The 26635-nt window shown below is 56.1% G+C and carries 23 protein-coding genes; 8 read left to right on the top strand and 15 right to left on the bottom strand.

Features of this window, described 5'->3' with window-relative positions:
• The first annotated feature begins 189 nt into the window (after positions 1-189).
• Positions 190-1008, top strand: a complete 819-nt coding sequence (locus H7F20_RS00470) for a DNA/RNA non-specific endonuclease (protein WP_185784184.1) — start codon at positions 190-192, stop codon at positions 1006-1008.
• On the opposite strand, the gene rodA is transcribed toward H7F20_RS00470, so the two are convergent.
• The 14 genes from rodA to miaB all read right to left on the bottom strand — a co-directional run bounded on the left by rodA (position 1005) and on the right by miaB (position 15496).
• Positions 1005-2288 (bottom strand): rod shape-determining protein RodA, encoded by a 1284-nt coding sequence (gene rodA, locus H7F20_RS00465; protein ID WP_185784183.1) that lies wholly within the window; start codon positions 2286-2288, stop codon positions 1005-1007. The two genes, H7F20_RS00470 and rodA, sit on opposite strands and share 4 nt — an antisense overlap.
• A complete protein-coding gene (locus H7F20_RS00460; RefSeq protein WP_185784182.1) occupies positions 2278-4146 on the bottom strand; it encodes a penicillin-binding protein 2 in 1869 nt (622 codons plus the stop codon). Before H7F20_RS00460 ends, rodA begins: the two co-directional genes overlap by 11 nt.
• A 58-nt stretch (positions 4147-4204) precedes the next feature.
• Positions 4205-4711: a rod shape-determining protein MreD gene (locus H7F20_RS00455; protein WP_185784181.1), complete on the bottom strand. Its 507-nt coding sequence runs from the start codon at positions 4709-4711 to the stop codon at positions 4205-4207.
• The gene (mreC, locus tag H7F20_RS00450; protein ID WP_185784180.1) at positions 4701-5519 is read right to left on the bottom strand and encodes a rod shape-determining protein MreC; all 819 of its coding nucleotides are present in this window, start codon (positions 5517-5519) and stop codon (positions 4701-4703) included. The genes H7F20_RS00455 and mreC overlap by 11 nt, the downstream gene beginning before the upstream one ends.
• A gap of 44 nt (positions 5520-5563) precedes the next feature.
• Complete coding sequence (locus tag H7F20_RS00445; RefSeq protein WP_015753772.1) at positions 5564-6592, bottom strand: rod shape-determining protein; 1029 nt, start codon at positions 6590-6592, stop codon at positions 5564-5566.
• 59 nt (positions 6593-6651) lie between these two features.
• The gene (purH, locus tag H7F20_RS00440; protein WP_185784179.1) at positions 6652-8184 is read right to left on the bottom strand and encodes a bifunctional phosphoribosylaminoimidazolecarboxamide formyltransferase/IMP cyclohydrolase; all 1533 of its coding nucleotides are present in this window, start codon (positions 8182-8184) and stop codon (positions 6652-6654) included.
• 89 nt (positions 8185-8273) lie between these two features.
• The gene (locus tag H7F20_RS00435) at positions 8274-8726 is read right to left on the bottom strand and encodes a GAF domain-containing protein (RefSeq protein ID WP_185784178.1); all 453 of its coding nucleotides are present in this window, start codon (positions 8724-8726) and stop codon (positions 8274-8276) included.
• Between the two features lie 121 nt (positions 8727-8847).
• Entirely contained in the window at positions 8848-10479 is a 1632-nt protein-coding gene (gene groL / locus H7F20_RS00430) for a chaperonin GroEL (protein ID WP_185784177.1), read from the bottom strand.
• Positions 10480-10548: 69 nt separating this feature from the next.
• Complete coding sequence (gene groES, locus H7F20_RS00425) at positions 10549-10827, bottom strand: co-chaperone GroES (RefSeq protein WP_185784176.1); 279 nt, start codon at positions 10825-10827, stop codon at positions 10549-10551.
• Between the two features lie 142 nt (positions 10828-10969).
• Positions 10970-11332: a preprotein translocase subunit SecG gene (gene secG, locus H7F20_RS00420; RefSeq protein WP_185784175.1), complete on the bottom strand. Its 363-nt coding sequence runs from the start codon at positions 11330-11332 to the stop codon at positions 10970-10972.
• Positions 11332-12264, bottom strand: coding sequence for a hypothetical protein (locus tag H7F20_RS00415; protein WP_185784174.1), 933 nt, complete (start codon positions 12262-12264; stop codon positions 11332-11334). The genes secG and H7F20_RS00415 overlap by 1 nt, the downstream gene beginning before the upstream one ends.
• A gap of 3 nt (positions 12265-12267) precedes the next feature.
• Positions 12268-12783: an LptE family protein gene (locus H7F20_RS00410; RefSeq protein WP_185784173.1), complete on the bottom strand. Its 516-nt coding sequence runs from the start codon at positions 12781-12783 to the stop codon at positions 12268-12270.
• A 1-nt stretch (position 12784) separates the two neighbouring features.
• Positions 12785-14050, bottom strand: a complete 1266-nt coding sequence (locus H7F20_RS00405) for a sigma 54-interacting transcriptional regulator (RefSeq protein ID WP_185784172.1) — start codon at positions 14048-14050, stop codon at positions 12785-12787.
• A 3-nt stretch (positions 14051-14053) separates the two neighbouring features.
• A complete protein-coding gene (miaB, locus tag H7F20_RS00400; protein ID WP_185784171.1) occupies positions 14054-15496 on the bottom strand; it encodes a tRNA (N6-isopentenyl adenosine(37)-C2)-methylthiotransferase MiaB in 1443 nt (480 codons plus the stop codon).
• Between the two features lie 150 nt (positions 15497-15646).
• Here miaB and H7F20_RS00395 point away from each other — a divergent pair, with 150 nt between their 5' ends.
• Positions 15647-16894 (top strand): LVIVD repeat-containing protein, encoded by a 1248-nt coding sequence (locus H7F20_RS00395; protein WP_185784170.1) that lies wholly within the window; start codon positions 15647-15649, stop codon positions 16892-16894.
• Between the two features lie 86 nt (positions 16895-16980).
• On the opposite strand, the gene H7F20_RS00390 is transcribed toward H7F20_RS00395, so the two are convergent.
• Positions 16981-17985 (bottom strand): AraC family transcriptional regulator, encoded by a 1005-nt coding sequence (locus H7F20_RS00390; RefSeq protein WP_185784169.1) that lies wholly within the window; start codon positions 17983-17985, stop codon positions 16981-16983.
• 190 nt (positions 17986-18175) lie between these two features.
• On the opposite strand from H7F20_RS00390, the gene topA reads away from it, so the two are divergent.
• The 6 genes from topA (at position 18176) to gldN (ending at position 26622) form a co-directional block, all read left to right on the top strand.
• Positions 18176-20638, top strand: coding sequence for a type I DNA topoisomerase (gene topA, locus H7F20_RS00385; protein WP_185784168.1), 2463 nt, complete (start codon positions 18176-18178; stop codon positions 20636-20638).
• A 16-nt stretch (positions 20639-20654) separates the two neighbouring features.
• Complete coding sequence (locus tag H7F20_RS00380) at positions 20655-21812, top strand: formimidoylglutamase (RefSeq protein ID WP_185784167.1); 1158 nt, start codon at positions 20655-20657, stop codon at positions 21810-21812.
• A 114-nt stretch (positions 21813-21926) separates the two neighbouring features.
• Positions 21927-23282: a gliding motility lipoprotein GldK gene (gene gldK, locus H7F20_RS00375; RefSeq protein WP_185784166.1), complete on the top strand. Its 1356-nt coding sequence runs from the start codon at positions 21927-21929 to the stop codon at positions 23280-23282.
• A gap of 78 nt (positions 23283-23360) precedes the next feature.
• Positions 23361-24011 (top strand): gliding motility protein GldL, encoded by a 651-nt coding sequence (gldL, locus tag H7F20_RS00370; RefSeq protein WP_185784165.1) that lies wholly within the window; start codon positions 23361-23363, stop codon positions 24009-24011.
• A 56-nt stretch (positions 24012-24067) separates the two neighbouring features.
• On the top strand, positions 24068-25636 hold the full coding sequence (gene gldM / locus H7F20_RS00365) for a gliding motility protein GldM (protein ID WP_185784164.1): 1569 nt from the start codon (positions 24068-24070) through the stop codon (positions 25634-25636).
• Positions 25637-25719: 83 nt separating this feature from the next.
• Positions 25720-26622 carry a gliding motility protein GldN gene (gene gldN, locus H7F20_RS00360; protein WP_185784163.1) on the top strand — a complete coding sequence of 301 codons (903 nt, stop codon included), beginning with the start codon at positions 25720-25722 and terminating at the stop codon, positions 26620-26622.
• Positions 26623-26635: the final 13 nt, after the last annotated feature.

Genomic DNA, 26635 nt, shown 5'->3' with positions numbered 1-26635 from the left:
TTTAGCAATTTTTTATGGGCCTGAAGGGGGATACCCCTTCCCGCCCTATGGACAAAATTAATGCCCCGGACTGAAACCGGCCAGCATATTTTTCTTTCCACAGCGGGTGACCGCCGCATTTGGTCGCATTTGGCCCGAATAACTTACGGCCGGTCCGCCTCCACCTGTAAAATACCCTAAATTTGGCTCATGGCATGGACGCGCCGGCAAAAAAACAAGCTGATTTACGGCGCCCTGATGGCACTCTGCATCGTGGGCTTCTGGTGGTTTGAAAACTTCCACGATCCCAAAAGCTACGAAATCCCCGGGGAAGACCACCCCGTTACGGCCTTTCCGGAGCCCTGGTTGCCGGCAGGATTCGGGGGGGAAAGGGTACGCCACGCCTTTTACCAACTCGAATACGCCGAGGCCCACGAACAGGCGGCCTGGGTAGCCTATGTGCTCGATCCCGCCCAACTGACCCGGGACGACCGGGAACGGCCCTATTACATCGAAGACCCGGAGGTTAGCACCTTTTCTGCCGACTGGCGGAATTACCGGGGATCGGGATACGATCGCGGGCATTTGTGCCCGGCCGGGGACCGGCGTTTTTCGCTCACCGCCTACAACCAGACGTTTTACACCAGCAATGTGAGCCCGCAGGACCCCGGTTTCAATGCGGGTATCTGGAACGAACTGGAAATGCAGGTGAGGCGGTGGTGCAGGCGATACGGCCGGGTTTTCGTTATCACCGGCGGGGTACTGGGCCCGGGCCTGCCGGCCATAGGCGAAGAACAGGTTACCGTGCCTGCCTATTTTTACAAGGTGGTGATCCGGGAAGGGGATGCAGGCCCCCTGGCCATAGGGTTTTTAATGCCCAACCAGCCCCGGGAGGAGACCCTGCAACGCTTTGCGGTTTCCCTGGACAGCATCGAAGGGGTGACGGGCCTGGATTTTTTCAGGGAGCTGCCCCCATCGGTGCAGGAAGGCCTGGAATCCAGGGAACGATCTGCGGACTGGCACTTTTAGGACCATTCCTTGAGCCGGTTGGCATCCAGGCGGAGGAAGATGAAAAGCAGGATGGTGAAGCCGATCAACCCGGAACCCCCGTAGCTGAAAAAGGGCAGGGGGATGCCAATGGTCGGAAGTACGCCAATTACCATCCCGATGTTGATGAAGTAATGGATCAGCAGGATGGAGATTACCCCGTACCCGTACATCCGGCTGAAGGGGTTTTTCTGGCGCTCGGAGAGGTGGACCAGCCGTAACAGCAAAATGGTAAAGAGAATCACCACCGTCGCCGTGCCGACAAACCCCCATTCCTCCCCGACCGTGGTGAAGATATAGTCCGTATCCTGCTCGGGCACGAAATCTCCCTTGGTGCGCGTGCCTTCCAGGAATCCCTTGCCGAAAAACCCGCCCGATTCAATCGCCTTTTCCGACTGGTAGGTGTTGTATCCGATGGTCTTCCTGATCTGCTCGAGTTTTTCGGGGTCTTTTTCCAGGCGGAGCCAGAGGCTGAACCGGTCGCGGTGGCGCTGTTCAAATACGTTTTCAAATACGAAGTTCACGGAAAGCGATAGGATAATGGCTCCCGCATATATGGCCACCAGTGGCAGGACCGGCATTTTGTAAGTCGGTTTTTTGACCATGAAAAAGAGGATGATCATCAGCGCCAGGCCAATCCCCACCCAAACCGTACCGAACATGAGCGTGCAGATAAACACCAGGATGGCCGCAACCGCAAGCCCCAGGTACCAGAGCGGCAACCCCTCCCGGAACAAGACAAAAACCAGGGAAAAGAAAACCAGGGCGCTGCCCGGGTCGGGCTGGGGGATGATGAGCAGGGCCGGGATGAGGATGATCAGCAGCGCATATAGCTGATCCTTCCGTCTCTTGATATCGGTCTGAATGTCACTGAGGTATTTGGCCAGGGCCAGTGCGGTAGTTGCCTTGGCGAGTTCGGAAGGCTGGAAATTGAAAAAGCCCAGGTCGTACCAGGAGGTCGCCCCGGCGATGTTCTTGCCGAACAGGAACAACCCCAGCAACAGGGCCAGGGCTCCCACGTAAAACACGCTGGAGAATCGCTCGTAAAAATTGGCCTCGAGCGCCATGATGAGCGGGATAAGGCCAAAGGAAAGCAGGATGAAGACGAGTTGTTTGCCGTAGCGCTGGGTGACGTCAAAAATGGAACTGTGTTCTTCATTGAACGTGCTGGAATAGATGTTGACCCAGCCGATGGCGATCAGCGTCAGGAACAGGAATACCGTAAGCCAGTCCACCCTCCTGAGGACACTGCTACCAGACATATTCGTTTATCTCAAATTCCTCCCCGCTATACGGTTTTGCATACTCCTTTTCGAGGGTTTTTTCGAGCATCCGTTTTTCGAGGTCGGTCCGGGTGATCTCGCCCTTGAGGTACTTTTCGATCAGCAGGGAGGCAATATGTCCGGCGTACCGCGCCCCGTAATAGCCGTGCTCAATGTATACCGCCAGCGCAATCTTCGGGTTGTCCACCGGGGCAAAGGCCACAAAAAGGGAATGGTCCGTAAGTTGGGTGCGCACCCCGTCGATCTTGGTGTAATTTTCAACAGTACCGGTTTTCCCGGCGATCTTCACCCCGGGGATGCTCAGCCATTTTGCAGTCCCCTTTTCGTAGACATCGGCCATGCCGCGGATGACCGGGTCAAAGTGCTGGGGGTCGATGGTGGTGTAATGCTTCTGGGTGAATTTTGGATCGCTGATGTCATCCCCGCCAATCTGCTTGATCAGGTGGGGCGTGTAGAACCAGCCCCTGTTCGCAATGGCTGCCGTCATGTTGGCCAGCTGTATGGGGGTGGCCGCCACCTCGCCCTGGCCAATGGCATTGGAGATGATATAGGTCGAGCTCCAGCGGCCGTCACCGTAGACCCGGTCGTAGTATTCCTTGTCAGGGACCCGCCCTTTGGCCCCAGTGGGCAGGTCGTAACCGAGGAAATCCCCGAGGCCGAAACTCTTCATGTGTTTTTCCCAAACGTCCATTGCCGCATCCGTGGTTTCGTAACTGTCGTAGAATTTCCGGAAGGTCCCGGCAAAATAGGCGTTGCAGGATTTGTAGATGCCGCTGTTCATGGTGCGCAACCCGCCCCCGCAGTGGCAGCCTCGAAGCTTATTGCCCACATAGAAGCCGTGGTAGCAGCGAAAGCTGGTTTCCGGGGTGATGACGCCTTCTTGCAGGGCCACCAGGGCATTGAGGGTCTTGAAAGGGGAGCCCGGGGACGGCTGGGCGAGGATGGCCCGGTCCCAGGTGGGCTTGGAAATGGTATCGTAGTGGAGGGTGCTGTAGTTCCTGGAACGCTCCCTCCCCACAAGCAGGGCCGGGTCGTAGGTCGGGCCCGAGATCAGGGCCAGTATTTCCCCGGTTTCCGGTTCGATGGCGACGATGCCCCCCCGCTTCCCATTCATCAGGCGCTCTCCGTATTCCTGCAGGGTTTTGTCCAGGGTGATGCGGATTTCGGTCCCCGGCTGGGGCATGGTATCCAGGGCCCCATCTTTATACGGGCCGATTTCGCGGTTGAACCGGTCTTTCTGTATCATTTTCACCCCTTTCCGTCCGCGCAGTACTTCCTCGTATTGCTTTTCGATCCCCGTGCGCCCGGTCAGCTCGCCCTGTTCGTAGTACGGGTTGTTCTTCAGGTCCCATTCGTTCACCTCGCTGATATACCCGAGCACGTTGGCGGCAGCGTTGGTTTTGTAATCCCGGAGGGAGCGTTTCTCGATATAGAACCCTTTGTATTTGCGCATTTTCTCCTGAAGACCGGCGTAGTCTTCCTTGGACAACTGTGGCACCATAACCGAGGGCAGGCGGGGGGAGTAGACCCGGGCCTTCTTCAGCTGGGAGACAAACCGCTCCCGGTCTATCCCCAGGAGGGAACAGAATTCGAGGGTGTCCAGGGGTTCCACTTCCCTGGGGATCACCATCACGTCGTAGGCCGGCTGGTTTGCAACCAGCAATTCCCCGTCGCGGTCGTAGATATAACCGCGTTCCGGGTAATCGTATACCACCTTGATGGCAGGGTCGTCAAATATCTGGTCGGGGGAAAACCGGAACAGCTGCAGGTACGACAACCTGCCGATGAAGGTTAACCCAATCAGGATGATCAGGGAAGAAAGGACCAGTTTTTTCATCTGCTGATGATGCGGTTTTCTATTTCCTTAATAAATACGGTATCCGGGGCTCTTTGGATTACTCCTTGCGGATAGCGAACAGCGATGCCAGCAATATGGAGAACACCAGGGTACCAAGCCCCGTAAACACCACCCGTTTCAAAATTAGCAGCAAATTCGACAAACTAAAAATTTCAAGCGAAAAGAATACGAGATGGTGCACTATAATCAATAACGCTAAAAAGGTGAATTGTTGTACCCGGGTGGAGTTGGAAAGGCGGAAATTCTGGAATTCCATATTCACCCCAAAAACAAAGCGCATCAGCGGATAGCGGAGGAATGCCGCGGTGAGGGAGGCACAGGTGTGAAGGGCCATGGTATCCGAAAACAGGTCTACGGTAAACCCGAGCAGGAAGGCGGCCAGGATGAGGGTGGTTCGGTTTTCCTTAACCGGGAACCAGTACAGGAAAAGGATGTAGACCATGGGGTTGACAAAATCGAACAGGTTCATCCGGTTGAAAACCAATACCTGGATCAGGACCAGGGCGACAAAGCGGATTCCGACAAGCAGGTAGTTAAAGGTCATTGGCTACGTCGGATTCCAGTTGGAGAATTTCATCCCGATCTCGGTTGCGGATCAGGTAGACCTGTTTCAGGTTGGTCATGTCGTTGAACAGGCGCACGTCGATTTGGTAAAAGCTCTGGGATTCGGTCAGCGAGAACCCTTCAATGGTCCCGATGGGGATGTTTTCCGGGAAAATGCTCGACATGGCCCCGGTAACGATGGTGTCCCCTTCCCGCAGGGGGACCAGGCGCGGGATGTCCTCCAGCTGTACGAGTTGGTGGTTTTTCCGGTTCCAGGTCAGGGACCCGAAATAATCGGTGCCGGCGATCTTGGCGTTGATATTGGATTTGGTATTCAGGATGCTCTGTACAGAGGCGTAATTCTTGCTGGTCATCTCAACAATTCCCAGGATGCCCCGGGAGGTAATTACCCCCATGTCCTGGTTGACGCTGTCTGCCCGTCCCTTGTCGATGGTGATGTAGTTGTTTGCATCCGTATAGCTGTTTTTGATGATGGTTGCCGTCATTACCCGGTAATCCAGGCGCGAGGTATCGAGTTCCATGGAATCCTGCTTCCGGGAATTGAACAACAGGCTGCGCAACCTGCGGTTTTCCTGCAGCAGTTTTTCGTTTTCCCGCCTGAGGCCGAAGTACCCGGTAACCGAATTGGAAGCACTGTAAACCGTGCCGGACAACCAGTTAGACGAATTGAAAAATCGGGCGCGGTGCAGGGCGTTGTTCTGGACGGTGAGCAACAGGGAAAATGCGAGCAGGAACAGGAAAAGCAGGGAGGACCGGTTGCGTAAGATAAAGTTGATAATCCGCTGCATGCTGCTGCTCTGTTGGGGCTGCCGGGGTCATGCCCGGGCCGGTATTACTTGATGAGGATGCTCTTGTACCGCTCCAGGTTTTTCAAGGCGATGCCGGTCCCGCGGACCACCGCACGGAGCGGGTCTTCCGCTATATACACCGGCAGGTCCGTTTTCTGGGACAGGCGCCGGTCCAGTCCCCTGAGCATGGAACCGCCGCCGGCGAGGTAGATTCCCGTATTGTAGATGTCTGCTGCCAGTTCGGGCGGCGTCTGGGAAAGGGTTTCCATGACGGCGTCCTCTACGCGCAGGATGGATTTGTCCAGTGCCTTGGCGATTTCCCGGTAGGATATGGAAACCTGTTTGGGTTTCCCGGTCAGCAGGTCCCGCCCCTGTACGGACATCTCGTCCGGGGGGGACTGGAGGTCTTCCGTGGCCGACCCGATCTGTATCTTGATGTTCTCCGCCGTACTCTCGCCCACATAGAGGTTGTGCTGGGTACGCATGTAGTAGATGATGTCGTTGGTGAATACGTCCCCGGCAATTTTCACGGATTTGTCGCAGACAATACCGCCAAGGGCGATCACCGCGATCTCAGTGGTCCCCCCGCCGATATCCACGATCATGTTCCCCTTGGGCTGCATGATATCCAACCCGATCCCGATGGCCGCAGCCATGGGCTCGTGGATCAGGTAGACTTCCTTGCCGTTAACCCGTTCGGCCGATTCCTTTACCGCCCGCATCTCGACCTCCGTGATCCCGGAAGGGATACAGATAACCATCCGCAAAGCCGGGGGAAACCATTTTTTCTTCAGGGCCGGGATGTTCTTGATGAACATGTTGATCATCTTTTCCGAGGCGTCGAAATCCGCGATCACCCCATCCTTGAGCGGCCGGATGGTCTTGATATTTTCATGGGTCTTTCCCTGCATCATATTGGCCTCCCGCCCCACGGCGATGATCTTGCCGGAAATCCGGTCCCGTGCCACAATGGAGGGACTGTCCACCACCACCTTGTCGTCGTGAATGATGAGGGTGTTGGCGGTGCCGAGGTCGATGGCTATTTCCTCAGTCAAGAAATCAAAAAAACCCATTGGCTAGCTGTTTGGTTTCCCCGGTGATCGGGCAAAATTTATCGATAAAAGTAGTAAAATTAATGCTTAAAATGACGTGTGCCGGTCATTACCATTGCAATTCCATTTTCATTGCAATAATCGATGCTCAACTGGTCTTTGATGGACCCTCCCGGCTGGATCACGGCGGTCACCCCGGCCTTCCCGGCGATCTCCACGCAGTCCGGAAACGGGAAGAAGGCGTCGCTGGCCATGACGGCCCCTTTCAGGTCGAAACCAAAAGACCCTGCCTTGTGGATGGCCTGGTTGAGGGCATCGACCCGGGAGGTTTGCCCGGTCCCGCTGGCGCAGAGCTGCCGGCCTTTTGCCAGGACAATCGTGTTGGACTTGGTGTGCTTGCAGATTTTTGAGGCAAAAAGGAGGTCTTCCAGCTCCTCCCCAGTGGGGCGCGTTTGCGTAGCGTAATCCAGGTCCTCCACCCCGTCGGTTTTTGTGTCCTTGTCCTGGTAGAGGATGCCGTTGAGGCAGGTCCGTACCTGTCCCCGGGGGAGGGACACCGGTTTCTGCACCAGCAGGATCCGGTTTTTCTTGCCCTTGAGGACCTCCAGCGCATCGGCCTCAAAGGACGGGGCGATAACCACCTCGCAAAACAGTTCGTGAACCTGGGCAGCCGTGTCGGCATCCATGGGACGGTTGCAGATCAGGATGCCCCCGAAGGCAGAAACGGGGTCCCCGGCGAGGGCATCCCTGTAGGCGTCGCTCAGCGTGTCGCGGGTTGCCAGGCCGCAGGCGTTGTTGTGCTTGAGGATCGCAAAGGTCGGAGCGTCATCGCGGAATTCCTCCATCAGATTGACCGCCGCATCGATATCCAGCAGGTTGTTGTAGGAGAGGGCTTTCCCGTGCAGCTGCTCAAAGAGGGCGTCAAAGTCGCCATAGAAAATGCCTTCCTGGTGGGGGTTCTCCCCATACCGCAACACGCGGCCTTCCGGCTCGCTGATCTTCAGGGCCTGCCTGCCTGCCTTGCGGTTGAAGTAATTGAAGATGGCGGTGTCGTAATGGGAGGAAACCTGGAATGCGTTGGCAGCAAACGCCTGCCGCTCCTCCAGGGTGGTGGCCCCGTCTCCCCTGGCCAGTAACTCAAGCAGGGGCTTGTAATCGGCCATGGACGATACACAGAGTACATCCCGGTAGTTTTTGGCCGCGGCCCGGATAAGTGAAATGCCCCCGATATCGATCTTCTCGATGATGTCCTGTTCTGAGGCACCTTCCGCTACGGTCTTTTCAAAAGGGTACAGGTCCACGATCACGATGTCCATTTCCGGGATCTCGTAGTCCTTCAATTGTTCCAGGTCCCCATCCAGCTCCCTGCGGCCCAGGATGCCGCCAAAGACCTTGGGATGGAGGGTTTTTACCCGGCCGCCCAGGATGGAGGGGTATCCCGTCACCTCTTCTACCGGGATTACCGGGACCCCCATTTTGCGGATAAAGGCCTCGGTGCCGCCGGTGGAGTAGAGGGTGATGCCGAGTTCGTGCAGTTTTCGGACAACGGGTTCCAGCCCGTCCTTGTGGAATACCGAGATCAGGGCGGAGGCCGCTTTTCTGGAGGTGCTCATCTGTACTGGATTATAAGGGTTTAGGGGAGCAAAAGTACTTTATTTGGCAGGAAAAAACCGGGCCGGTTATCAACAAATGCGGGAAAGTTTTAAAGAATCCGCGCTACTTCCGCGCAGATGGATTCCAGGAACTTTTCATCCTCCGGTCCAAAGGGGTCCGGGGTGTGGGAGTCGATGTCGATCTGCCCGATATTCTCTCCCCGGACGAAAATCGGCACCACGATTTCCGCCTTTACGTGGATGCTGCAGGCAATGTAGTTGTCCTGCGCGCTCACGTCGGGCACCACAAAGTTTGAGTTGCTCAGGGCAACCTGGCCACAGATCCCCTTGCCGAAAGGGATGATGGTATGGTCGGTGGGGTCCCCGGCATAGGGCCCGAGCTTCAGTTCGGGTTTCTGCCCGTTCCTGAAATAGAACCCGACCCAGTCGTAATGCGGGATTTCCGACTGCAACAAATCGCAGACCCCCTGCAGGCGGGCTTCCGCGGGTTTCTGGTTGTCCCTGAGGATTTCCAGGGTCTGGTTATGGAGTGCTTCGGTCATCGGTGATGAAGATTATAGGATGTGTGAATTAAGGGTGCCAAGGTACGAAATAGCGCATAAAAAAACCGGCAGCGCGAGCTGCCGGTTTTGTGGTTTTTCCCTTCGGGTTGCCCCGGGAGGATTACATCATGCCGGGCATGCCTCCGCCACCTCCCATGGGGGGTGCAGGGCTGTCTTCCTTGATGTCGGTAAGGGCGCACTCGGTGGTCAGGATCATGCCTGCAACCGAAGCGGCGTTCTCCAGCGCGATACGGGTCACTTTCTTGGGGTCAATAATCCCCGCCTTCATCATTTCCACGTATTTTTCGCTCTTGGCGTCATATCCGAAATCGCCTTTGCCCTCGTGGACCTTGGCGACCACTACCGAACCTTCGCCTCCCGCATTTTCCACAATGGTGCGCAGGGGAGATTCGATGGCGCGGGCCACGATCTGGAGCCCGGTGGCTTCATCGGCGTTCTCGGTCTTCACCTTGGAGAGGACACTGAATGCACGGACCAGGGCCACGCCCCCTCCGGCAACAATGCCTTCCTCAACAGCGGCACGGGTGGCGTGCAGCGCATCGTCGACGCGGTCTTTTTTCTCCTTCATCTCCACTTCAGAGGCAGCGCCCACGTAGAGCACGGCCACACCGCCGGCCAGTTTGGCCAGGCGCTCCTGGAGCTTTTCGCGGTCGTAATCGGACGTGGTGGTCTCGATCTGCGACTTGATCTGGTTGACGCGCGCCTTGATATTCTTGGCGGAGCCGGAACCGTTTACGATGGTGGTGTTATCCTTGTCGATGGTTACCTTTTCGCAGGTGCCCAGCATATCCAGGCTGGCATTTTCCAGCGTAAAGCCCCGCTCTTCGGAAATGACAGTACCCCCGGTCAGGATGGCGATGTCTTCCAGCATGGCCTTGCGGCGGTCGCCGAAGCCTGGAGCTTTTACGGCGGCAATTTTCAGGCTGCCGCGCAACTTGTTTACCACAAGGGTTGCCAGGGCTTCCCCGTCCACATCCTCAGAGATGATCAGCAGGGGCTTCCCGGACTGGGCAACCGGCTCCAGTACGGGGAGCAGGTCCTTCATGGTGGAGATTTTCTTGTCGAAAAGCAGGATATACGGGTTGTCCAGCTCGGAGATCATTTTCTCTGAGTCGGTCACGAAGTAGGGGGAAAGGTATCCGCGGTCAAACTGCATCCCTTCCACTACATCCACATAGGTGTCGGTTCCCTTGGCTTCCTCAACGGTAATCACGCCTTCCTTGCCCACTTTCTTGAACGCCTCGGCGATCAGTTCCCCGATGGTTTCATCGTTGTTGGAGGAGATGGCGGCCACCTGTTTGATCTTGTCCGTGGAGTCACCCACTTTCTTGGCCTGCTTGGCCAGGTTTTCGACAATGGCTTCAACCGCCTTGTCGATCCCGCGCTTGAGGTCCATGGGGTTGGCACCGGCAGCGACGTTTTTCAGGCCTTCCTTGACGATGGCCTGTGCCAGCACGGTGGCTGTGGTAGTACCGTCCCCGGCCAGGTCGTTGGTCTTGGAAGCGACTTCCTTGACCATCTGTGCACCCATGTTCTCCAGGGCGTCTTCCAGCTCGATTTCCTTGGCTACGGTTACCCCGTCCTTGGTGACGACAGGGGCGCCGAAGGATTTGCTGATGATCACGTTCCGGCCTTTCGGTCCCAGGGTTACCTTGACAGCGTTCGCCAGGGCATCCACCCCGCGTTTGAGCCCGTCCCGTGCCTCAATATCAAAAGTTATTTCTTTTGCCATAATACTCGTGTTGATTTTATAGGTTTTGCCGGCACCGCACCATCAGGTGCCCCCGGCATACGTATGTTTTTAGATAATTGCTAAAATATCGCTCTCGCGCATCATCAGGTAATCGGCACCGTCAAATTTGAGTTCGGTACCCGAGTACTTCCCGTACAGCACGGTGTCACCCACCGATACGGTCATTTTCTCGTCCTTGGTACCGGGGCCAACCGCAACGACTTTGCCTTTTTGCGGTTTTTCCTTGGCCGTATCCGGGATGATAATCCCCGAGGCCGTCTTGGTTTCGGCTGCCATGGGTGCTATCAGGACCCGATCTGCCAATGGTTTGATGTTAACTTTAGCCATATTGATCGATTTTTTAGATTTTTAGTTTCGTCCTTGCTATCGGCAGAAATTGTGCCATGCGGCAAAAACTGACAGTTTGTTAAATGAAAAATGCCAGCTTGTCATACAAACTGGCATTTCTCCAATTGGGCCGGTAAATTTTTCACTGCAGCGTGTCCAGCGGACTGGCTGTTTCACCAGCCGGGGCTTCCGGGATGGTTTCCAGGTCGCCTTCCGGGACGCTTTCGATACCGTCTTCCTGAAGGAGCCGCGATTCCTGCTCCTGGAAGTTGCTTTTAAGGGTCACATTGGAAAGCAGGATCAGGACGACCAGGACCGTTGCCAGCGTCCAGGTGCTCTTGTCCAGGAAATCGCCGGTTTTCTTCACGCCGCCAACCACCTGGTTCCCGCCTCCGCCAAAGGAGGAGGAGAGGCCCCCGCCTTTCGGGTTCTGCACCATCACCACCAGCATCAGAAGCAGGCAGACGATAATGATCAGGACCAGGAATATGGAAAATGTGCTCATTACTTTTTCGGTTTATCTTGTTGCAGTTTTTCCACTGCTTTAATTTGGTCCGCAAAGAAACCACTTTTTTCCGGATATTTCAAACTTAAGATCCGGTAGGACTGTATGGCTTTTTTGTATTTGCCCTGCTCCAGATAGACCCGTGCCAGGGTCTCGGTCATCAGCTCCTCCTTATCCAGTTTCAGCGACTCCTTGATGTTTACCTTGGAGGCGCCGGCCGCCTTTTGCGGCACGATCCTGGGGTTTTCCTCTATAAAGCGATCGATGCGTTCGAATTTCTTTTTCCGGCGGGCATCCCGGGCCGGGGTGCTTTTTTCCGGCTGCCCGGCAGGATGGGATTCGGGTGCTCCGGCCGGGGCAGCCCCGGGACCGAAACTGGTGATCTGCAACCACTCCGAAAAGGAGTAGCGTTCCCCCCGGTTAAAATCCAGGGGCTTTCCCATCCCCAGTTTTTCGCGGGCATTTTCCTGTTCGGAGGCAATCTTTTTGTCCACCTCCGGGTCCACGGAACGGAAGAGGCCGGGATCGAGGATCTGGTCCGCGTCGGCCGCGGAACGCGGGAGGGCCCCGTCGGGTTCCTCCTCGATGAGTTCCCGTTCCCTGGCCTCGCCGGGGGCTACTTCTTCCGAAACAATTTCCCGGTCGGAAAGGGAAACCTTGCCCGAGATGGCATCGGCAATATCGTTTTGCAAAAAGGCCTCCGAGGTGATGAAGTCGAACAGCACCTCCCGGTCTGCGGTACAGGCCGCCGTGGCCTTGAGGGCCTGGTTGTATTTGTAGCTGTTGAGGTTGCGCAGGCCTTTCAGGTGCAGTGCCCGCGCCGCCTGGAACCAGGGGTATGCCTGCAGTACTTCTTCGAGCTGCCGGGTCTGCACCGGTGTTTCCAGTTTTCCGGGTTGTTGCAGCAGGTATGTAAAATCGGGTACTTGCATGGTTTACCAGTTTGCCAGGGATCGGGTGAAAATATCCTGGTTGATCCGCTCAAAGATTTCCTGGTGGGCCTGGTCGCGGACCGAAGCCAGCTGTGAGGCCGCCGGGTAGTCGAAAAAGAAGGAGAAACGCTGCTCAAAATCTGCGTCCTCCTTGGTCTTGTTGAAAAAACGCACATTGACCGTCATGGTCAGCCGGTTCTGGGCGGCGCGTTGCTGGGCCGTCGCCGACATGGGTTGCACGCGGTATTCCACAATTTCGCCTTCGTATACCAGGTCGGCATTCGACGATACCAGGTCCAGGTTCGTCTGGTTCAGGATCAGGTCCTGCAGCGACAGGGTGTAATCCCGGTCGAGCCCCGGGTGGAATACCGACCCCGGGCTCTGGGTGGCGTAGTTCTGAAAATAGTTCACCTGGAAGGTTTGGGCGTCCCCGACGTCCCCGCCGGTAAAGGTATACGCCCCGCAACCGAAGAGTGCCAGCACCAGTGCAGCCAGGCCGATTTTCAGGAGGTATTTCATGTTACAGGTCGTATTGCTTGATTTTGCGGTAGAGGGTCCGTTCGGAAATCCCCAGTTCCGCTGCGGCAGCTTTCCGCTTCCCCTTGTTGCGCTCCAGGGATTTGGCGATCAATTCGATCTCCTTCTCCTGTAAAGATAGGGTTTCTTCTTCTTCGATTTCCTCGGCGAAGTGGTACTTGTCTTCCACCGGGGGAGGGGTGGTCGGGCGTTCCGGGGGCTGTCCAGCAGCAGGCAGCACCGCCACCGCGGTTTCCTCGTCCAGGATTTCGCCTTCGTCGGTCCCGTAGATTTTCCGGATCAGTTGTTCCTGTTCCTCCTGTACTTTTTCGCTGCTGTCGTGCTTTAACATTTCCAGGGTAAGCTTCTTCAGGTCGTTCAGGTCGGACTTCATGTCGAACAGCACCTTGTAGAGGATTTCCCGTTCGTTGCTGAAGTCTCCTTCCCGCCTACGCTGTTCAATCACGGCAGGCAACTGGCTTCCCCCGGAATCGGGCAGGTAGGCCCGCAGGGTGGCGGCCGAAACGGAACGTTCTTTCTCCAGGACGGAGATCTGTTCGGCGATGTTCCGGAGCTGCCGGATGTTCCCCGGCCAGCGGAAATTCTCGAGCAGGGCAACGGCTTCTTCCTCCAGGCGGATGGTGGGCATCTTGTACTTCTGCCCGAAGTCCGAGGCGAATTTCCGGAACAGCAGGTGGATGTCATCGCGCCGCTCCCTCAGGGCCGGGATGTGGATTTCGACCGTGCTGAGGCGGTAGAAGAGGTCTTCCCGGAATTTGCCCTTGTGGATGGCATCCCGCATATTGATGTTGGTGGCGGCCACGATCCGGACATCGGTCTTCTGCACCTTGGAGGAACCCACCTTGAGGAATTCCCCGTTTTCCAGTATCCGGAGCAGGCGTACCTGGGTGGTGAGCGGCAGTTCCCCTACCTCGTCCAGGAAGATCGTACCCCCGTCGGCAACCTCAAAATAGCCGCTGCGCGTCTGGGTGGCCCCTGTAAAGGCGCCCTTCTCGTGCCCAAAGAGCTCGCTGTCTATGGTGCCCTCCGGGATGGCCCCGCAGTTCACGGCGATGTATTTGGCGTGCTTTCGGTGGGAGAGGGAATGGATGATCTTCGGGATGGCCTCCTTCCCCACGCCGCTTTCCCCGGTCACCAGGACGGAGATATCCGTGGGTGCTACCTGTATGGCCTTTTCGATGGCCCGGTTGAGCTTGACATCATTGCCGATGAGCTCAAAGCGCTGTTTGATGGCCTGTACGTTTTCCATGGCTTATTTTTTGGAGTATCCCGTTGCCGTACCCAGCAGCGTGGCGGAGGTACAGTCTTCGATCCGCACATTGACAAATTCACCCACCCGGTAATGTTCCTTCGGAAAAACCACCACGGTGTTCTGGGTGTTCCGGCCCATCCATTGGGCATCCGATTTCCGGGAGGGCCCTTCGATGAGCACCTCCTCGACCCGGCCGATATGCTGCCGGTTGCGTTCCAGGCTGTGTTCCTGCTGCTTGCCGATGATTTCCCGGAGCCGGCGTTTTTTCACCTCCTCGGGGACGTCGTCTGCCAGTTTCCGGGCCGCCAGGGTCCCTGGCCGCTCCGAATACGCAAACATGAACCCGAAATCGTATTTCACATAGTCCATCAGGGAGAGGGTCTGCTGGTGGTCTTCCTCCGTTTCTGTGGGAAATCCGGCAATCATGTCCTGGCTGATACCGCAATCCGGGATAAGCCGGCGGATGTTGTCGATCAGTTCAAAATATTCGGCCCGGGTGTGCAGGCGGTTCATGGCTTTCAGGATCCGGTCGCTGCCGCTCTGCACGGGCAGGTGGATATAGTTGCAGATATTGTCGAAACGCGCCATGGTTTCAATCACGTCCAGGGTCATGTCCTGGGGGTTGGAGGTGGAAAAGCGGAACCGCATGCGCGGGTGCGCCGTGGCAGCCATTTCCAGCAGGCCGGCGAAGTTAACTGCCGTGGCCTGTTGCATCGGGCTGGCCTTGTCAAAATCCTTTTTCAGCCCCCCGCCATACCACAGGTAACTGTCCACGTTCTGGCCGAGCAGGGTCACTTCCCTGTATCCCTGCTCCCACAGGTCGCCGATTTCGCCCAGGATGGACTGGGGGTCGCGGCTCCGCTCCCGCCCCCGGGTAAAGGGGACCACGCAGAAGGTGCACATATTGTCGCATCCCCGCGTGATGGATACAAAGGCGGTCACCCCGTTGGTGCCCAGGCGGACCGGGGAAACATCCCCGTAGGTCTCTTCCTTGGAGAGGATCACGTTAACGGCATTCTGCCCGCCGTCCACTTCCCGGATCAGGTTGGGAAGGTCCTTGTAGGCGTCTGGGCCCACCACCATATCCACGATTTTTTCCTCCTCGAGGAACTGGCTCTTCAGGCGTTCGGCCATACAGCCCAATACGCCTACCTTGACGCCGGGGTTGTTCTTTTTGAGGGCATTGAAGTGCACGAGCCTTTTGCGTACGGTTTGCTCGGCTTTTTCCCGGATGGAGCAGGTATTCACCAGGATCAGGTCTGCTTCCTCCAGGCGCTGGGTAGTGTTAAAACCCTCCTGGCCCAGGATGGAAGCCACGATCTCGCTGTCGGAGAAATTCATCTGACAGCCGTAGCTCTCGATGTACAGCTTCCGGGGGTTGGCCTCCCTGCCGCGCACCTCCAGGGCAGTCCCCTGTTCCGATTCGTTTATTGTCTTTTCCATGCATGCGTTTTTCCTTCCCAACGGAAGGGCAGCAAAGATACTAGGTTAATGCGAATATGACAATTTGGCAGCGTTTAATTTTTTGCCAAAAACGCAACTGCACCGGCCGGGATGTATCTTTGAATAAACAGCCCTTCAAACCAATTAGCTATGAAATCCTACCGTATCCTGCTGTTCCTTGCAGGCCTCGGCCTCCTGGTTTCCTGCGATAAGGAAACCGATCCGGAATTTGCCGATTACCTGGTGGCCACCCCGCTGACCATGTCCGTGGCCGAATTTGAATCGAGCGTCGATATCCTGCCGCCCCAGCCCCTGGAAACCTCCGGGAAGATTTATGCCTACGGCGACCTGATTTTTGTGAACGAACCCTATAAGGGCGTTCACCTGATCGACAACCGAAACCCCGAAGCCCCGGTGAAATCGGGATTTATCACCATCCCTGGCAATATCGACATCGCGGTCAGGGACAACTACCTTTTCGCGGACAGCCTTTCGGACCTGGTCGTTCTCGACATCTCCAACCCGGACAATATCCGCCCGGTGGCCCGCCTCAAAGGGGTCCTGCAGGATAACATCCCGTGGCCCTTTGAAGCCGACATCGTGGAATACGACGCCTGGTCGGATCAGGGGGAAATCCTCATCGGCTGGGAACTGCATACCAAGCGGCTGCGGGTTTCGGAGGCGGAGTCACGGTTCCCTGGCGGGATCGACATCATGGAAGCGGCGGCAGACGCCAACCAGGCGACTGGGCAGGGCGGGTCCCTGGCGCGCTTCAAGATCGTCGGGGAATTCCTGTACGCAGTCGACAGCCATACCATCAATGTATTTGACATCTCGGACCTGGAGGTCCCCGTGGCCCTGGACGATGTATTTGCGGGCTTCGACATCGAAACCATTTTCAACCGGGGGGACAAACTCTTCCTGGGCAGTATGCGCGGGATGTACATTTATGATATATCGGTACCCGCTTCCCCCGAGTTCGTCTCGGAATTCCAGCACGGCACTGCCTGTGACCCGGTTGTGGTGGATGGCGATTACGCCTTTGTCACCCTCCGGGGCGGAAATGGGTGCGGGGCTACCGAGAGCGGATTGTTCATCGTGGACATCAGCGAGATCACCACACCGGAACTCATTGCGAGCTATCCGCTGGACGGGCCCTACGGACTGGGGGTGCAGGGGGAATTGCTCTTTGTTTGCGACGGGGCTTCAGGCCTCCGGGTCTTCGATAAAACAGACGTGAAGCAGCTCGTCGAAGTAGCGGTTTTCGAGGATGTCCATCCCTTTGATGTCATCCCGCTGCAGGACCACCTGTTGATGATTGGCCAGGGACAACTGACGCAGTACCGGTACATGGATTCGGGTTTGGAACTCCTCAGTACGCTGGCCCTGGGGAATTGATCCGGGACCCGGGCAGGGGGGCGTCGATCCCCGGCAGGCCTGAATTCCTGTAAGCCCCCGTCCGTCTCCGGCACGCCGACTGCTGCTCAGGATTTGAGCCTGGCCAGCAAGTCGGAGGGTCGTATGCCGTAGCGCTCCTTAAAGGCTTTGGTAAAATAGCTCCTGCTGCTGAGGCCCACGGCATAGACCGCCTCGCTGACGTTCATCCCCCGCGTTTCCAAAAGTTCCCTTGCGCGTTCCAGGCGCGCATCCCGAATGAAATTCGATACGCTCGACCCATACAGGTACCGGAAGCCCGCCTGCAGTTTTTTGGGGTTCAGGCCGCTTTTCACCGACAGGCCCCCGACCGTGTAATCCCGGTCCAGATGGCCCACGATTTCATTGCCGAGTTCCAGGATTTTCCCGATCTCTGATTCGCCCAGGGGGGCGTCCGAAGGTTCGTTGCGAATGGTTTTCCGGTAGTGGTCCAGTTGGGAAGCGAGGATGTTCAGTATGGCCGCCTCCGTGAGCAGGCGGCCCACAACGCCGGGTTTGGTGTTGTCGATGAGCACGCTCACATACCGGGCAGTCGCGGGGCGCAGGCTCCCGAAATAGGAGGCCTTGCCATTCATTCCCTCCAGGATATGCACCAGCTTTTGCGTGGTCCGCGGGGCGGGACTGCCATTGCGGGGTTCCAGCCGGGTGCGCAGGAGCCAGATAACGCTGATCTTCAATTTGGTATCGGCCGGTATCCGGATGATGCTGCGGTTCTCCGAAGAACCGGAAAGGATGACATTCTGGAGTTTGCTGACGCGCCGAAGTTCCTTCTGGCTTTCGTAGTGGTGGTAGAAGTAGCCCTCCAGGCAGAAAAGGAAGAACAGGGGTCGCGATTCCTCCCCGCTGAGCCTGAAGGTAAGGTCCCGGTAAAACGTCACATCATATATTAAGGTGGAAAGGTCATCCGGGAGGTTTACTGCGCGGAGGCGTCCCTTCCCGATGTCGTTGTCCAAAACCAGCAACCCTTCTTCAAATCCCCCCTTGTATTCACCCCGGAGCTGCCTTCCGAATTGTTCGAGCAAACTGGTTGCCGAACCTATAGGTAAGGTAAACATCAACTGTCTTTAATATGGTAACTTATTAAAAGTAATATTTTATGGTTATCCTGTCAAATGCATTCGCGGGTAGGATGCGGATCCCCCCGGAATTAAACCGGGCCGGGCGACCGTTTGGAGCACCCTGCCGGAGGGGGCTGTAACGGAAATCAAAAAATTCGGCTACTTTTGTGAACCTAAAATGTACTGAATGGCAAAGAACCTGGTAATCGTGGAGTCGCCTGCAAAGGCCAAAACCATTGAAAAGTTCCTGGGTAAGGATTTCAAGGTAACCTCCAGTTTTGGCCACATCGCCGACCTGCCTTCCAAGGAGCTCGGCGTGGATGTGGAGAACGATTTCAGCCCGAAGTACGTTGTTGACAAGGAGAAAAAGGCTCTCGTAAAGAAGTTGAAAGACCTGGCTTCCAAAGCGGATACCATCTGGCTCGCCAGCGATGAGGACCGGGAGGGGGAAGCGATTTCCTGGCACCTGGCCGAAACCCTGAAGCTCGATGCCGACAAGACCCGGCGGATCGTATTCAACTCCATTACCAAGTCGGCCATCCAGAAAGCGATCGAAAACCCCAGGAAAATCAACTACGACCTGGTCAATGCCCAGCAAGCCAGGCGCATCCTGGACCGCCTGGTTGGGTATGAATTGTCGCCGGTCCTCTGGAAAAAAATAAAACCCGGGCTCTCAGCGGGCAGGGTGCAATCGGTAGCCGTCCGGCTGATTGTGGAGCGGGAACGGGCCATTGATGCCTTTGAACCTGAAAGTTCCTTCAAGGTGGCAGCTGAATTCCGGACGGAGGACGGAGCCACATTCCCGGCCAGGCTCAATGAGAGTTTTGACACGGAGCAGGAGGCCAGGGAATTCCTCGACCGGTTAAAGGGCGCTGCCTTTGCGGTGGATAGCCTCGATACCAAACCGGCCAAAAAATCCCCGGCTGCACCATTTACCACCTCCACCCTGCAACAGGAAGCTTCCCGCAAGCTCTATTTCTCCGTATCCCGGACTATGCAGGTAGCCCAACGGCTCTATGAGGCGGGTCTCATCACCTATATGCGTACCGACAGCGTCAGCCTTTCCTCCGAGGCGCTTGCCGCTGCAAAGGAGGAAATCACCAGCAGCTATGGCCCGAAATACAGCGAGGTCCGCAAGTTCCAGTCCAAGTCCAAAGGGGCTCAGGAGGCCCACGAGGCCATCCGGCCCACCGACATGGGGCTGCAGCGGCCCAACGTGGAACGGGACCAGGCCCGCCTGTACGAACTAATCCGGATGCGTACCCTGGCTTCCCAGATGAGCGATGCCCAGCTGGAAAGGACCCAGGTCAAAATACGAAACGACAGGGACGACAGCCTGTTCGGTGCCAACGGGGAAGTGATCAAGTTCGACGGGTTCCTGAAGGTATACCTGGAAGGGAAGGACGAAGAGGACGCCGAGGAACAGGACGGCATGCTGCCCGCCATGAAGGTGGACGAGCCCCTGTCCAACAACTATATCACGGCGACCCAGCGGTTTACCCGCCCGCCCTATCGCTACACGGAAGCCTCCCTTGTCAAGAAACTCGAGGAATTGGGGATCGGACGGCCCTCCACCTATGCGCCTACGATTTCGACCATACAGAACCGCGGCTATGTGGAAAAGGGCAGCGTGGACGGAACCGAAAGGGGATACCTGCAGTTTACCCTGGAAAAAGGGGAACTCCAGCGGAGCGAACTCACCGAGACCGTGGGCTCGGATAAGGGGAAGCTGGTGCCCACCGATATCGGGATGATCGTCAACGATTTCCTGGTGAGCCATTTTGCGAACATCCTGGATTACAATTTCACTGCCAAGGTCGAAAAGGACTTTGACGACATCGCCACGGGGGAAGAGGACTGGCAGGATGTCCTGAAGGACTTCTACAAAGGGTTCCACCCCAACGTGCTGGATGTGGAGGAAAATGCAGACCGCGCCAGCGGCGAGCGGGTCCTGGGCACGGATCCCGAGACCGGGCGGCAGGTTGCCGTGCGCCTGGGGCGCTTCGGGCCCATGGTCCAGATCGGCACGGCCGACGAGGAGGAAAAGCCCCAGTTTGCCAGCCTGCTACCGGACCAGTCCCTGGGGACGATTACCTATGAGGAAGCCATGGACCTCTTTAAGCTCCCCCGCAAACTGGGGACCTTTGAAGGGGATGAGGTGGAGGCCAATGTAGGGCGCTACGGGCCCTACGTACGCTACGGCAAGAAGTTCGTTTCCCTGGACGAGGGCGAAAGCGTTTTTGACGTGGACATGGAACGGGCCGCCGAGCTGATCCGCGCCAAGAAGAAACAGGATGCCCCCATCGCCTCCTATGAGGACAAACCGGTGACCAAGGGCAAAGGCCGGTTCGGGCCCTTCATCAAATGGGACGGGACCTTTATCAATGTCCCGAAGAAATACGATTTTGACAACCTCACCCAGGAAGACATTGAGGAACTGATCGAAGCCAAGAAAAAGAAGGAAGCCGAGAAACGCGTCCGGGAGTGGCCGGAAGAGGATATCCGGATCGAGAAAGGCCGGTGGGGCCGGCATACGGTGATCAAGGGTCGGAAAAAGGTGGACCTCGCCAAGGATGTGGACCCGCTGGAGGTAACCCTGGAACAGGCCAGGGAATTGCTCGGCAAAAAGAAAACGGGAAAAAAATCCTAAACCACTCAGGTGTCCTATGGCATTCGATTTCCTACTTCCCGTACCCACGCGCGTCCTGGCTCACTGCGAGCTCCTGCCTGCCCAGGCGCTGGGGCGCATCATCTACAAGCACACCGAAAAGGAAGGCCTGCCCGTACTGGCAGGGGCAACCTTTGCCATCCTGGGTGTCTTTGAATCCAGGAACGCCTTTATAAAAAAGACCAGCCGCCTGGAGCTCGACGAGATTCGCATGCAGCTCTACCGGCTCATGGAGGGGAACTGGAACGACACCATCATCGACCTGGGGGACATAGACGAAGGGGAAACCGTCAAGGACACCTATTTCGTGGTCCGGGAAATCGTGGCGGAACTCCTGGAGGAGAAAATCATCCCGATCATCATCGGGGCCACCCAGGACATTACGTACCCCGCCTACCGCGCCTTCGACAAAATCATCGACATGGTGAACCTGGTAGCCGTGGACAGCCGGTTCGATTTCGGGGCAGATGAGGAACTCATTTCCTCCAACTCCTATATGAGTAAGATCATCACCGACAAACCGAACAACCTCTTTAATTTTTCCAACATCGGCTACCAGAGCTATTTCAATGCGCAGGAGGAGATCGACCTGATGGACCGGCTGTTTTTCGACGCCTACCGCCTCGGGGAGATTGCGGGCGATATCAGCCTTGCCGAGCCCGTATTGCGCAACGCCCACCTGGTGAGCCTGGACGCACGGGCCATCCGGGCGTCCGAAATGGGACAGCCGGACGGGTTTTCGCCCAATGGGTTTACCGGTAGGGAGATCTGCGCCATTGCGCGCTACGCCGGTATGGGGGACAATATTTCCGCCTTCGGTATTTTCGAGGTTGAAAACAACATGCAATCCTTCCAGCTTGTTGCCCAGATGATCTGGTATTTTATGGAAGGCCACAACTTCCGGGTTCAAGAAGAACCCGCCGGTGGGGGCAAGGACTTCAACAAGTTTATCGTCCCCTGCCAATCCGAACAACTTCACTTTTATAGCAGCACGGTCACGGGGCGCTGGTGGGTTGAGGTCCCAAACCTCCTCGCCGCGCATACTAAACCCGATTCACCGGCGTTATTACCATGCACCGAACAAGACTATCTGGACGCCTGCGACCAGAATATTCCGGACCGGTGGTTCAAAGCCTATAAAAAAGGCTTTAACTAAACCCGTTTAATTGCACGAGATTAGGTCGGTACGTACAATAAATTATTCAATTTTCAGTTTTAGTGAATAATCGAAGATAGTACCGTACAGTCTTAACCGAAATTAACCTAAAGTATGAAGAAGCTATTGTTATCGTCTATAGCGTTTGTTTTTTTGCTCAGCAGCTGTGGTTCCAAATCCAAAGGGGAACTGGTAGGCGTACAAGGCAAAAAATGGTACCCTGAAAAACCCTACGGGATGGAATTGATCCCCCGGGGCGCGTTCATTATGGGTAAGAGTGAGGAGGACATGGCCAACGTCCAGAATGCCCCTACCAAAACGGTTACCGTCAGATCCTTCTATATGGATGATACGGAAATAACCAACAGTGAGTACCGGCAGTTCGTGGAGTGGGTCAAGGATTCGATTGTCCGGACCAAACTGGCGATCCTGGCCGACGAACTGGGGATGGGCCCGGAGGACGACGGTATCGGAAGGTACGCCTTCAAGGATGCCGATACGGCCAACCTGTCGGTCTATGACAAGTACATGCTGGACAACTATGCCGGCTTCGGTGATGACTACTACGAGGGCCGTGCCCTGGACAAAGACGAGGACCTTGTATGGGATACCCGGGATTATCCGGATGTCTATTACGCCGAGGTGATGGATTCCATGTACATCCCCGAGGAGGAATCCTATAACGGCCAGCGGACTATTGACGTCACCAAACTGAATTACAAATACACCTGGATGGATATTGAAGCAGCTGCACGGGCCAAGGAAGGCCGCCGCAAGGACTTCATCCGCCAGGAGATCACAGCCATCTACCCGGACACCACGGTATGGATCCGCGATTTTGAATACTCCTACAACGAACCCATGCACAACGATTACTTCTGGCACGACGCCTACAGCGACTATCCGGTCGTCGGGGTTTCCTGGAGCCAGGCCAAGGCGTTCTGCAACTGGAGGACCAAATTCAAGAATGACGACCAGCGCTCCCGCGGCAAGCAATTCGTAAACCAGTTCCGCCTCCCGACTGAGGCCGAATGGGAATACGCGGCGCGCGGAGGCATCGAAGGGGGTACCTATCCCTGGGGCGGCCCGTACGTGATCAGCGACACCGGTTGCTTTATGGCAAACTTCAAGCCCCAGCGCGGGGATTACGCGGCCGATGCGGCCCTCTACACCGTGGAGGCCAAATCCTACGAGCCGAACGATTTCAACCTTTACAACATGGCCGGAAACGTATCGGAGTGGACCAACTCCAGCTACTATCCCGGATCGTACGAATACGCATCGACCATGAACCCGAATGCCGACAGCAAGGACAATACCCGCAAGGTAATCCGTGGCGGATCGTGGAAGGATGTGGCCTACTTCCTGCAGGTGAGTACCCGGGATTACGAATACAAGGATTCCGCCCGGAGCTATATCGGTTTCCGTACCGTGCAGGATTACATGGGCGAAGAAGATTCAACACAGTAACCCAACTTATTAACATTGCTTATCAAACCTTAACCCAATACTTATTTTTAACTTTTAAATTCAATTAAATTCTAAATTATGGCACAGTCTAAATCAACAAAAAAGCTCTTTAACATGGCCTACGGCCTGGGTGCTTCGGTGGTGATCATCGGGGCGCTGTTCAAGATTCTGCACTGGGAATTCGGCCCGCTTACCGGTGGGTTGCTGCTCGCAGTCGGTCTGATCACTGAGGCACTCATCTTCGCTATCAGTGCATTTGAACCCGTGGACGATGAATACGATTGGTCCCTGGTTTACCCGGAACTTGCCGGAGCCCAGAGCAACAATCGTAAAAAACAAGCCGAAGAAGCCAAAGAAGCCGAAGGTCTCCTTTCCCGGAAACTGGACGAGCTCCTCAAGGAAGCCAACATCGACGCCAGCCTGTTCAACAGCCTGGGCGAAAGCATCCGCAACTTCGAAGGCGCTGCCAAGGGCATTGCCCCTACTGCAGATGCGATTGAGCATACCAAAAAATACTCTGAAGAACTTTCCCAGGCCGCGTCCCAGATGGAGTCGCTCAACAGCCTCTACAAAGTTCAGCTCGAGAGTGCCAGCCGTCAGGCTTCCATCAATGAGGAAGTGGTTCAGAACGCCGGCGCCCTCAAGGATCAGATGGAGTCCCTGGCAAGCAACCTGTCTTCGCTCAACGGCGTCTACGGCGGTATGCTGTCTGCCATGAACAGAAACTAATTAGTTGTTGTTCTAAATCCCAAATCAAAGTAACTGTTAACAACTAATTAGATATAATGGCATCAGGAAAACAATCACCACGTCAGAAGATGATCAATTTGATGTATTTGATCTTCATCGCGATGTTGGCGTTGAATATGAGCAAGGAAGTGCTGGCTGCCTTCGGTCTTATGAACGAAAAGCTGGAGACTTCCAATAGCAAGGCCACCGAAAACAACCAAGCGTTTTTGGCAAGCCTTGAGACAAAAGCGTCGGAGGACGCTGCCAAATACGCGGAGCTCTATCAGGACGCTCAGCAGATCAAGCAGCTGTCCCAGGAGTACTTTACCTACCTCGAGGAATTGAAGGAAAGCATGGTAAAGGACATCGAGGACCCGACGGATTACACGGTAATGGACAAGTCCGATTACCTGGACCAGAAATTCTTCCAGGGCGATAACCTGGCCCCCCAGGGACAGGAGTTCATGAAGCGTATCGAGGAGTACCGCACCCAGGTGCTGGGCATCCTCGGGGACGGTTTCCCGGAAGTACAGGACGCGGTTAAAACGCGTTTCAAGACCGGAGACGAAAACGGAAAGGTGGAGCGTCGCGACGGGGTCAAAGTAGACTGGATCAACTACCACTACGAAGGCTTCCCGCTGATCGCCTCCCTGACGAAGATCACTTCCCTGCAATCGGATATCAAGGCGACCGAAGAGGCTGCCCTGAAAGCGATGCTCCAGGGCGAGCTGACTTCCCAGGTATCCCTGACCAATTTCTCCACCCTGCTGGAGTCTGAAAAGTCTGCCTTTTATTCAGGCGAGCGGTTCAGCGGCAGCATTGTCCTGGGCAAGACCGACAAGTCTGCCAAGCCGGTTCGCGCCGAGCTGACCCTGGATGGCCGCAAGCTCTCTGAGGGCTCGGATTACCAGCTGAAGGAAGGTGGCGTTGAGCTGCTGATCGGAGCCGGGAACCCCGGAGACCACGAAATCGCCGGTACCCTGATTTACATGCAGGATGGCCAGGAGACGGAAGTACCTGTGAAAAACAGCTTCTCTACCATTTCCAAGCCCAATGCTGCGGTGATCTCTGCCGACAAGATGAATGTGGTTTACCGCGGTGTTGCCAACCCGATGACCATCTCCATCCCCGGTATCCCGGACAACAAGGTGTCCGCATCGGCCTCCGGCCTGACCAAGCGCAGCGGAAGCAACTATGTGATGAACCCCGGCACGGGCCGTACGGTGACCATCACCGCCTCCGGTACGCTGCCTGACGGACAGCGGATCTCGACCAACAGCGAGTTCCGGATCAAGGATATCCCGAGGCCTTCCGGCACCATCCGCGGTGAGAGCGGTAGTGTCAAGATGCCGAGGGGCAACCTGGAGATCGCTACGATCGGTGCCATGCTCGAAGATTTCGATTTTGACCTGAACATGGAAATCAGCGGCTTCAAGCTGAAAGTCCCCGGACAACCGACTGTGGAGGTTAACGGCAACAAACTCGATGCACGGGCCAAAGCTGCCCTGCGCCGGGCCGGCCGTGGCGATGCGGTTCAGATATTTGATATCGAAGCCTACATCACCAACAACCGGAGTTATAAATTGAAGAAGGTGTCCCCCGTAGTGGTGGAGCTCACCAACTAGGTTTTAGAATTTAATTGCTAATCCGCGCAGCGAGCCTGCGGGCCTGCTGCGCGGTATTTTAGGAACTGAAATACATCGATACAATGAATTGGAAAAAAGTTTTAGTACTCGGAGCAGCAGCTGCTCTCCCGGTGGCCGGATGGGCGCAAGCCAACATCCTCAACGCCAAAAAGCCGGAGGAGATCGGGATGCGGACCGAGGCCCAGAAGGCGATGGATAACGATGCGCCTTTGGATTATGGATACGTGGACGACCGCGACATCCTGTGGTCCAAAACCGTATGGGAGACCATCGACCTGGACGAGCGGGTGAATTTCCCGCTCTACTATCCGATTGACACGGTGGATATCGGGTCGGATCGCCGCTCGCTTTACGATGTCTTTATCAAGAACATCAAGAACGGCAAGCTGACCGATGTGTATGTGGATTCATACTTCACCGAAAAGCGGAATTTCAACGACCTGAAGGCGACCCTCAAGAAGGTGGACACCACCGACCTGGGGTACGAGCAGGTGAACGCGGGCGAACAGGTTTCCGCGGAATACATCAATGAGCGTGAAATCAACGCCGGCGATATCGAGGAATACCGCATCAAGGGGATGTGGTACTTCGACAAGCGGCAGGGGGAGCTCAAGTACCGGCTGCTGGGGATTGCCCCGGTTGCCCCGGACGTGAACTTCATCGACGACGAGTCGATGGCCCCCGAGGACGCGTTGGTGCCCCTCTTCTGGGTGTGGTACCCGAGTGCCCGGCAGATCCTGCACGAGGCCAAGGTATTCAACCAGGGGAATTCGGCCCAGCCGCTCTCCTTTGACATGCTGCTGAACGCCCGTCGTTTCAACGCGATCATCTACAAGGAGGACAACGTCCACGGGGATCGTGAGATTCGCGATTACATCACCGACAATGCGCTGTTCCAGCTACTGGAGTCCCAGCGTATCAAGGAGCAGATCCGAAACCGCGAACAAGATATGTGGGCCTATTGATCAAGCCCTTTCC

The organism is Robiginitalea sp. SC105 (assembly GCF_014243345.1).
Lineage (GTDB): Bacteria > Bacteroidota > Bacteroidia > Flavobacteriales > Flavobacteriaceae > Robiginitalea.
The sequence above is the reverse complement of the archived record's forward strand: the minus strand, read 5'-3'. Positions and strand labels throughout refer to the sequence as shown.

Excerpts from the sequence above, each read along its gene's own strand:
- H7F20_RS00470 (WP_185784184.1), top strand. The coding sequence starts at position 190 with ATGGCATGGACGCGCCGGCAAAAAAACAAGCTGATTTACGGCGCCCTG.
- rodA (WP_185784183.1), bottom strand. The coding sequence starts at position 2,288 with ATGTCTGGTAGCAGTGTCCTCAGGAGGGTGGACTGGCTTACGGTATTC.
- H7F20_RS00460 (WP_185784182.1), bottom strand. The coding sequence starts at position 4,146 with ATGAAAAAACTGGTCCTTTCTTCCCTGATCATCCTGATTGGGTTAACC.
- H7F20_RS00455 (WP_185784181.1), bottom strand. The coding sequence starts at position 4,711 with ATGACCTTTAACTACCTGCTTGTCGGAATCCGCTTTGTCGCCCTGGTC.
- mreC (WP_185784180.1), bottom strand. The coding sequence starts at position 5,519 with ATGCAGCGGATTATCAACTTTATCTTACGCAACCGGTCCTCCCTGCTT.
- H7F20_RS00445 (WP_015753772.1), bottom strand. The coding sequence starts at position 6,592 with ATGGGTTTTTTTGATTTCTTGACTGAGGAAATAGCCATCGACCTCGGC.
- purH (WP_185784179.1), bottom strand. The coding sequence starts at position 8,184 with ATGAGCACCTCCAGAAAAGCGGCCTCCGCCCTGATCTCGGTATTCCAC.
- H7F20_RS00435 (WP_185784178.1), bottom strand. The coding sequence starts at position 8,726 with ATGACCGAAGCACTCCATAACCAGACCCTGGAAATCCTCAGGGACAAC.
- groL (WP_185784177.1), bottom strand. The coding sequence starts at position 10,479 with ATGGCAAAAGAAATAACTTTTGATATTGAGGCACGGGACGGGCTCAAA.
- groES (WP_185784176.1), bottom strand. The coding sequence starts at position 10,827 with ATGGCTAAAGTTAACATCAAACCATTGGCAGATCGGGTCCTGATAGCA.
- secG (WP_185784175.1), bottom strand. The coding sequence starts at position 11,332 with ATGAGCACATTTTCCATATTCCTGGTCCTGATCATTATCGTCTGCCTG.
- H7F20_RS00415 (WP_185784174.1), bottom strand. The coding sequence starts at position 12,264 with ATGCAAGTACCCGATTTTACATACCTGCTGCAACAACCCGGAAAACTG.
- H7F20_RS00410 (WP_185784173.1), bottom strand. The coding sequence starts at position 12,783 with ATGAAATACCTCCTGAAAATCGGCCTGGCTGCACTGGTGCTGGCACTC.
- H7F20_RS00405 (WP_185784172.1), bottom strand. The coding sequence starts at position 14,050 with ATGGAAAACGTACAGGCCATCAAACAGCGCTTTGAGCTCATCGGCAAT.
- miaB (WP_185784171.1), bottom strand. The coding sequence starts at position 15,496 with ATGGAAAAGACAATAAACGAATCGGAACAGGGGACTGCCCTGGAGGTG.
- H7F20_RS00395 (WP_185784170.1), top strand. The coding sequence starts at position 15,647 with ATGAAATCCTACCGTATCCTGCTGTTCCTTGCAGGCCTCGGCCTCCTG.
- H7F20_RS00390 (WP_185784169.1), bottom strand. The coding sequence starts at position 17,985 with ATGTTTACCTTACCTATAGGTTCGGCAACCAGTTTGCTCGAACAATTC.
- topA (WP_185784168.1), top strand. The coding sequence starts at position 18,176 with ATGGCAAAGAACCTGGTAATCGTGGAGTCGCCTGCAAAGGCCAAAACC.
- H7F20_RS00380 (WP_185784167.1), top strand. The coding sequence starts at position 20,655 with ATGGCATTCGATTTCCTACTTCCCGTACCCACGCGCGTCCTGGCTCAC.
- gldK (WP_185784166.1), top strand. The coding sequence starts at position 21,927 with ATGAAGAAGCTATTGTTATCGTCTATAGCGTTTGTTTTTTTGCTCAGC.
- gldL (WP_185784165.1), top strand. The coding sequence starts at position 23,361 with ATGGCACAGTCTAAATCAACAAAAAAGCTCTTTAACATGGCCTACGGC.
- gldM (WP_185784164.1), top strand. The coding sequence starts at position 24,068 with ATGGCATCAGGAAAACAATCACCACGTCAGAAGATGATCAATTTGATG.
- gldN (WP_185784163.1), top strand. The coding sequence starts at position 25,720 with ATGAATTGGAAAAAAGTTTTAGTACTCGGAGCAGCAGCTGCTCTCCCG.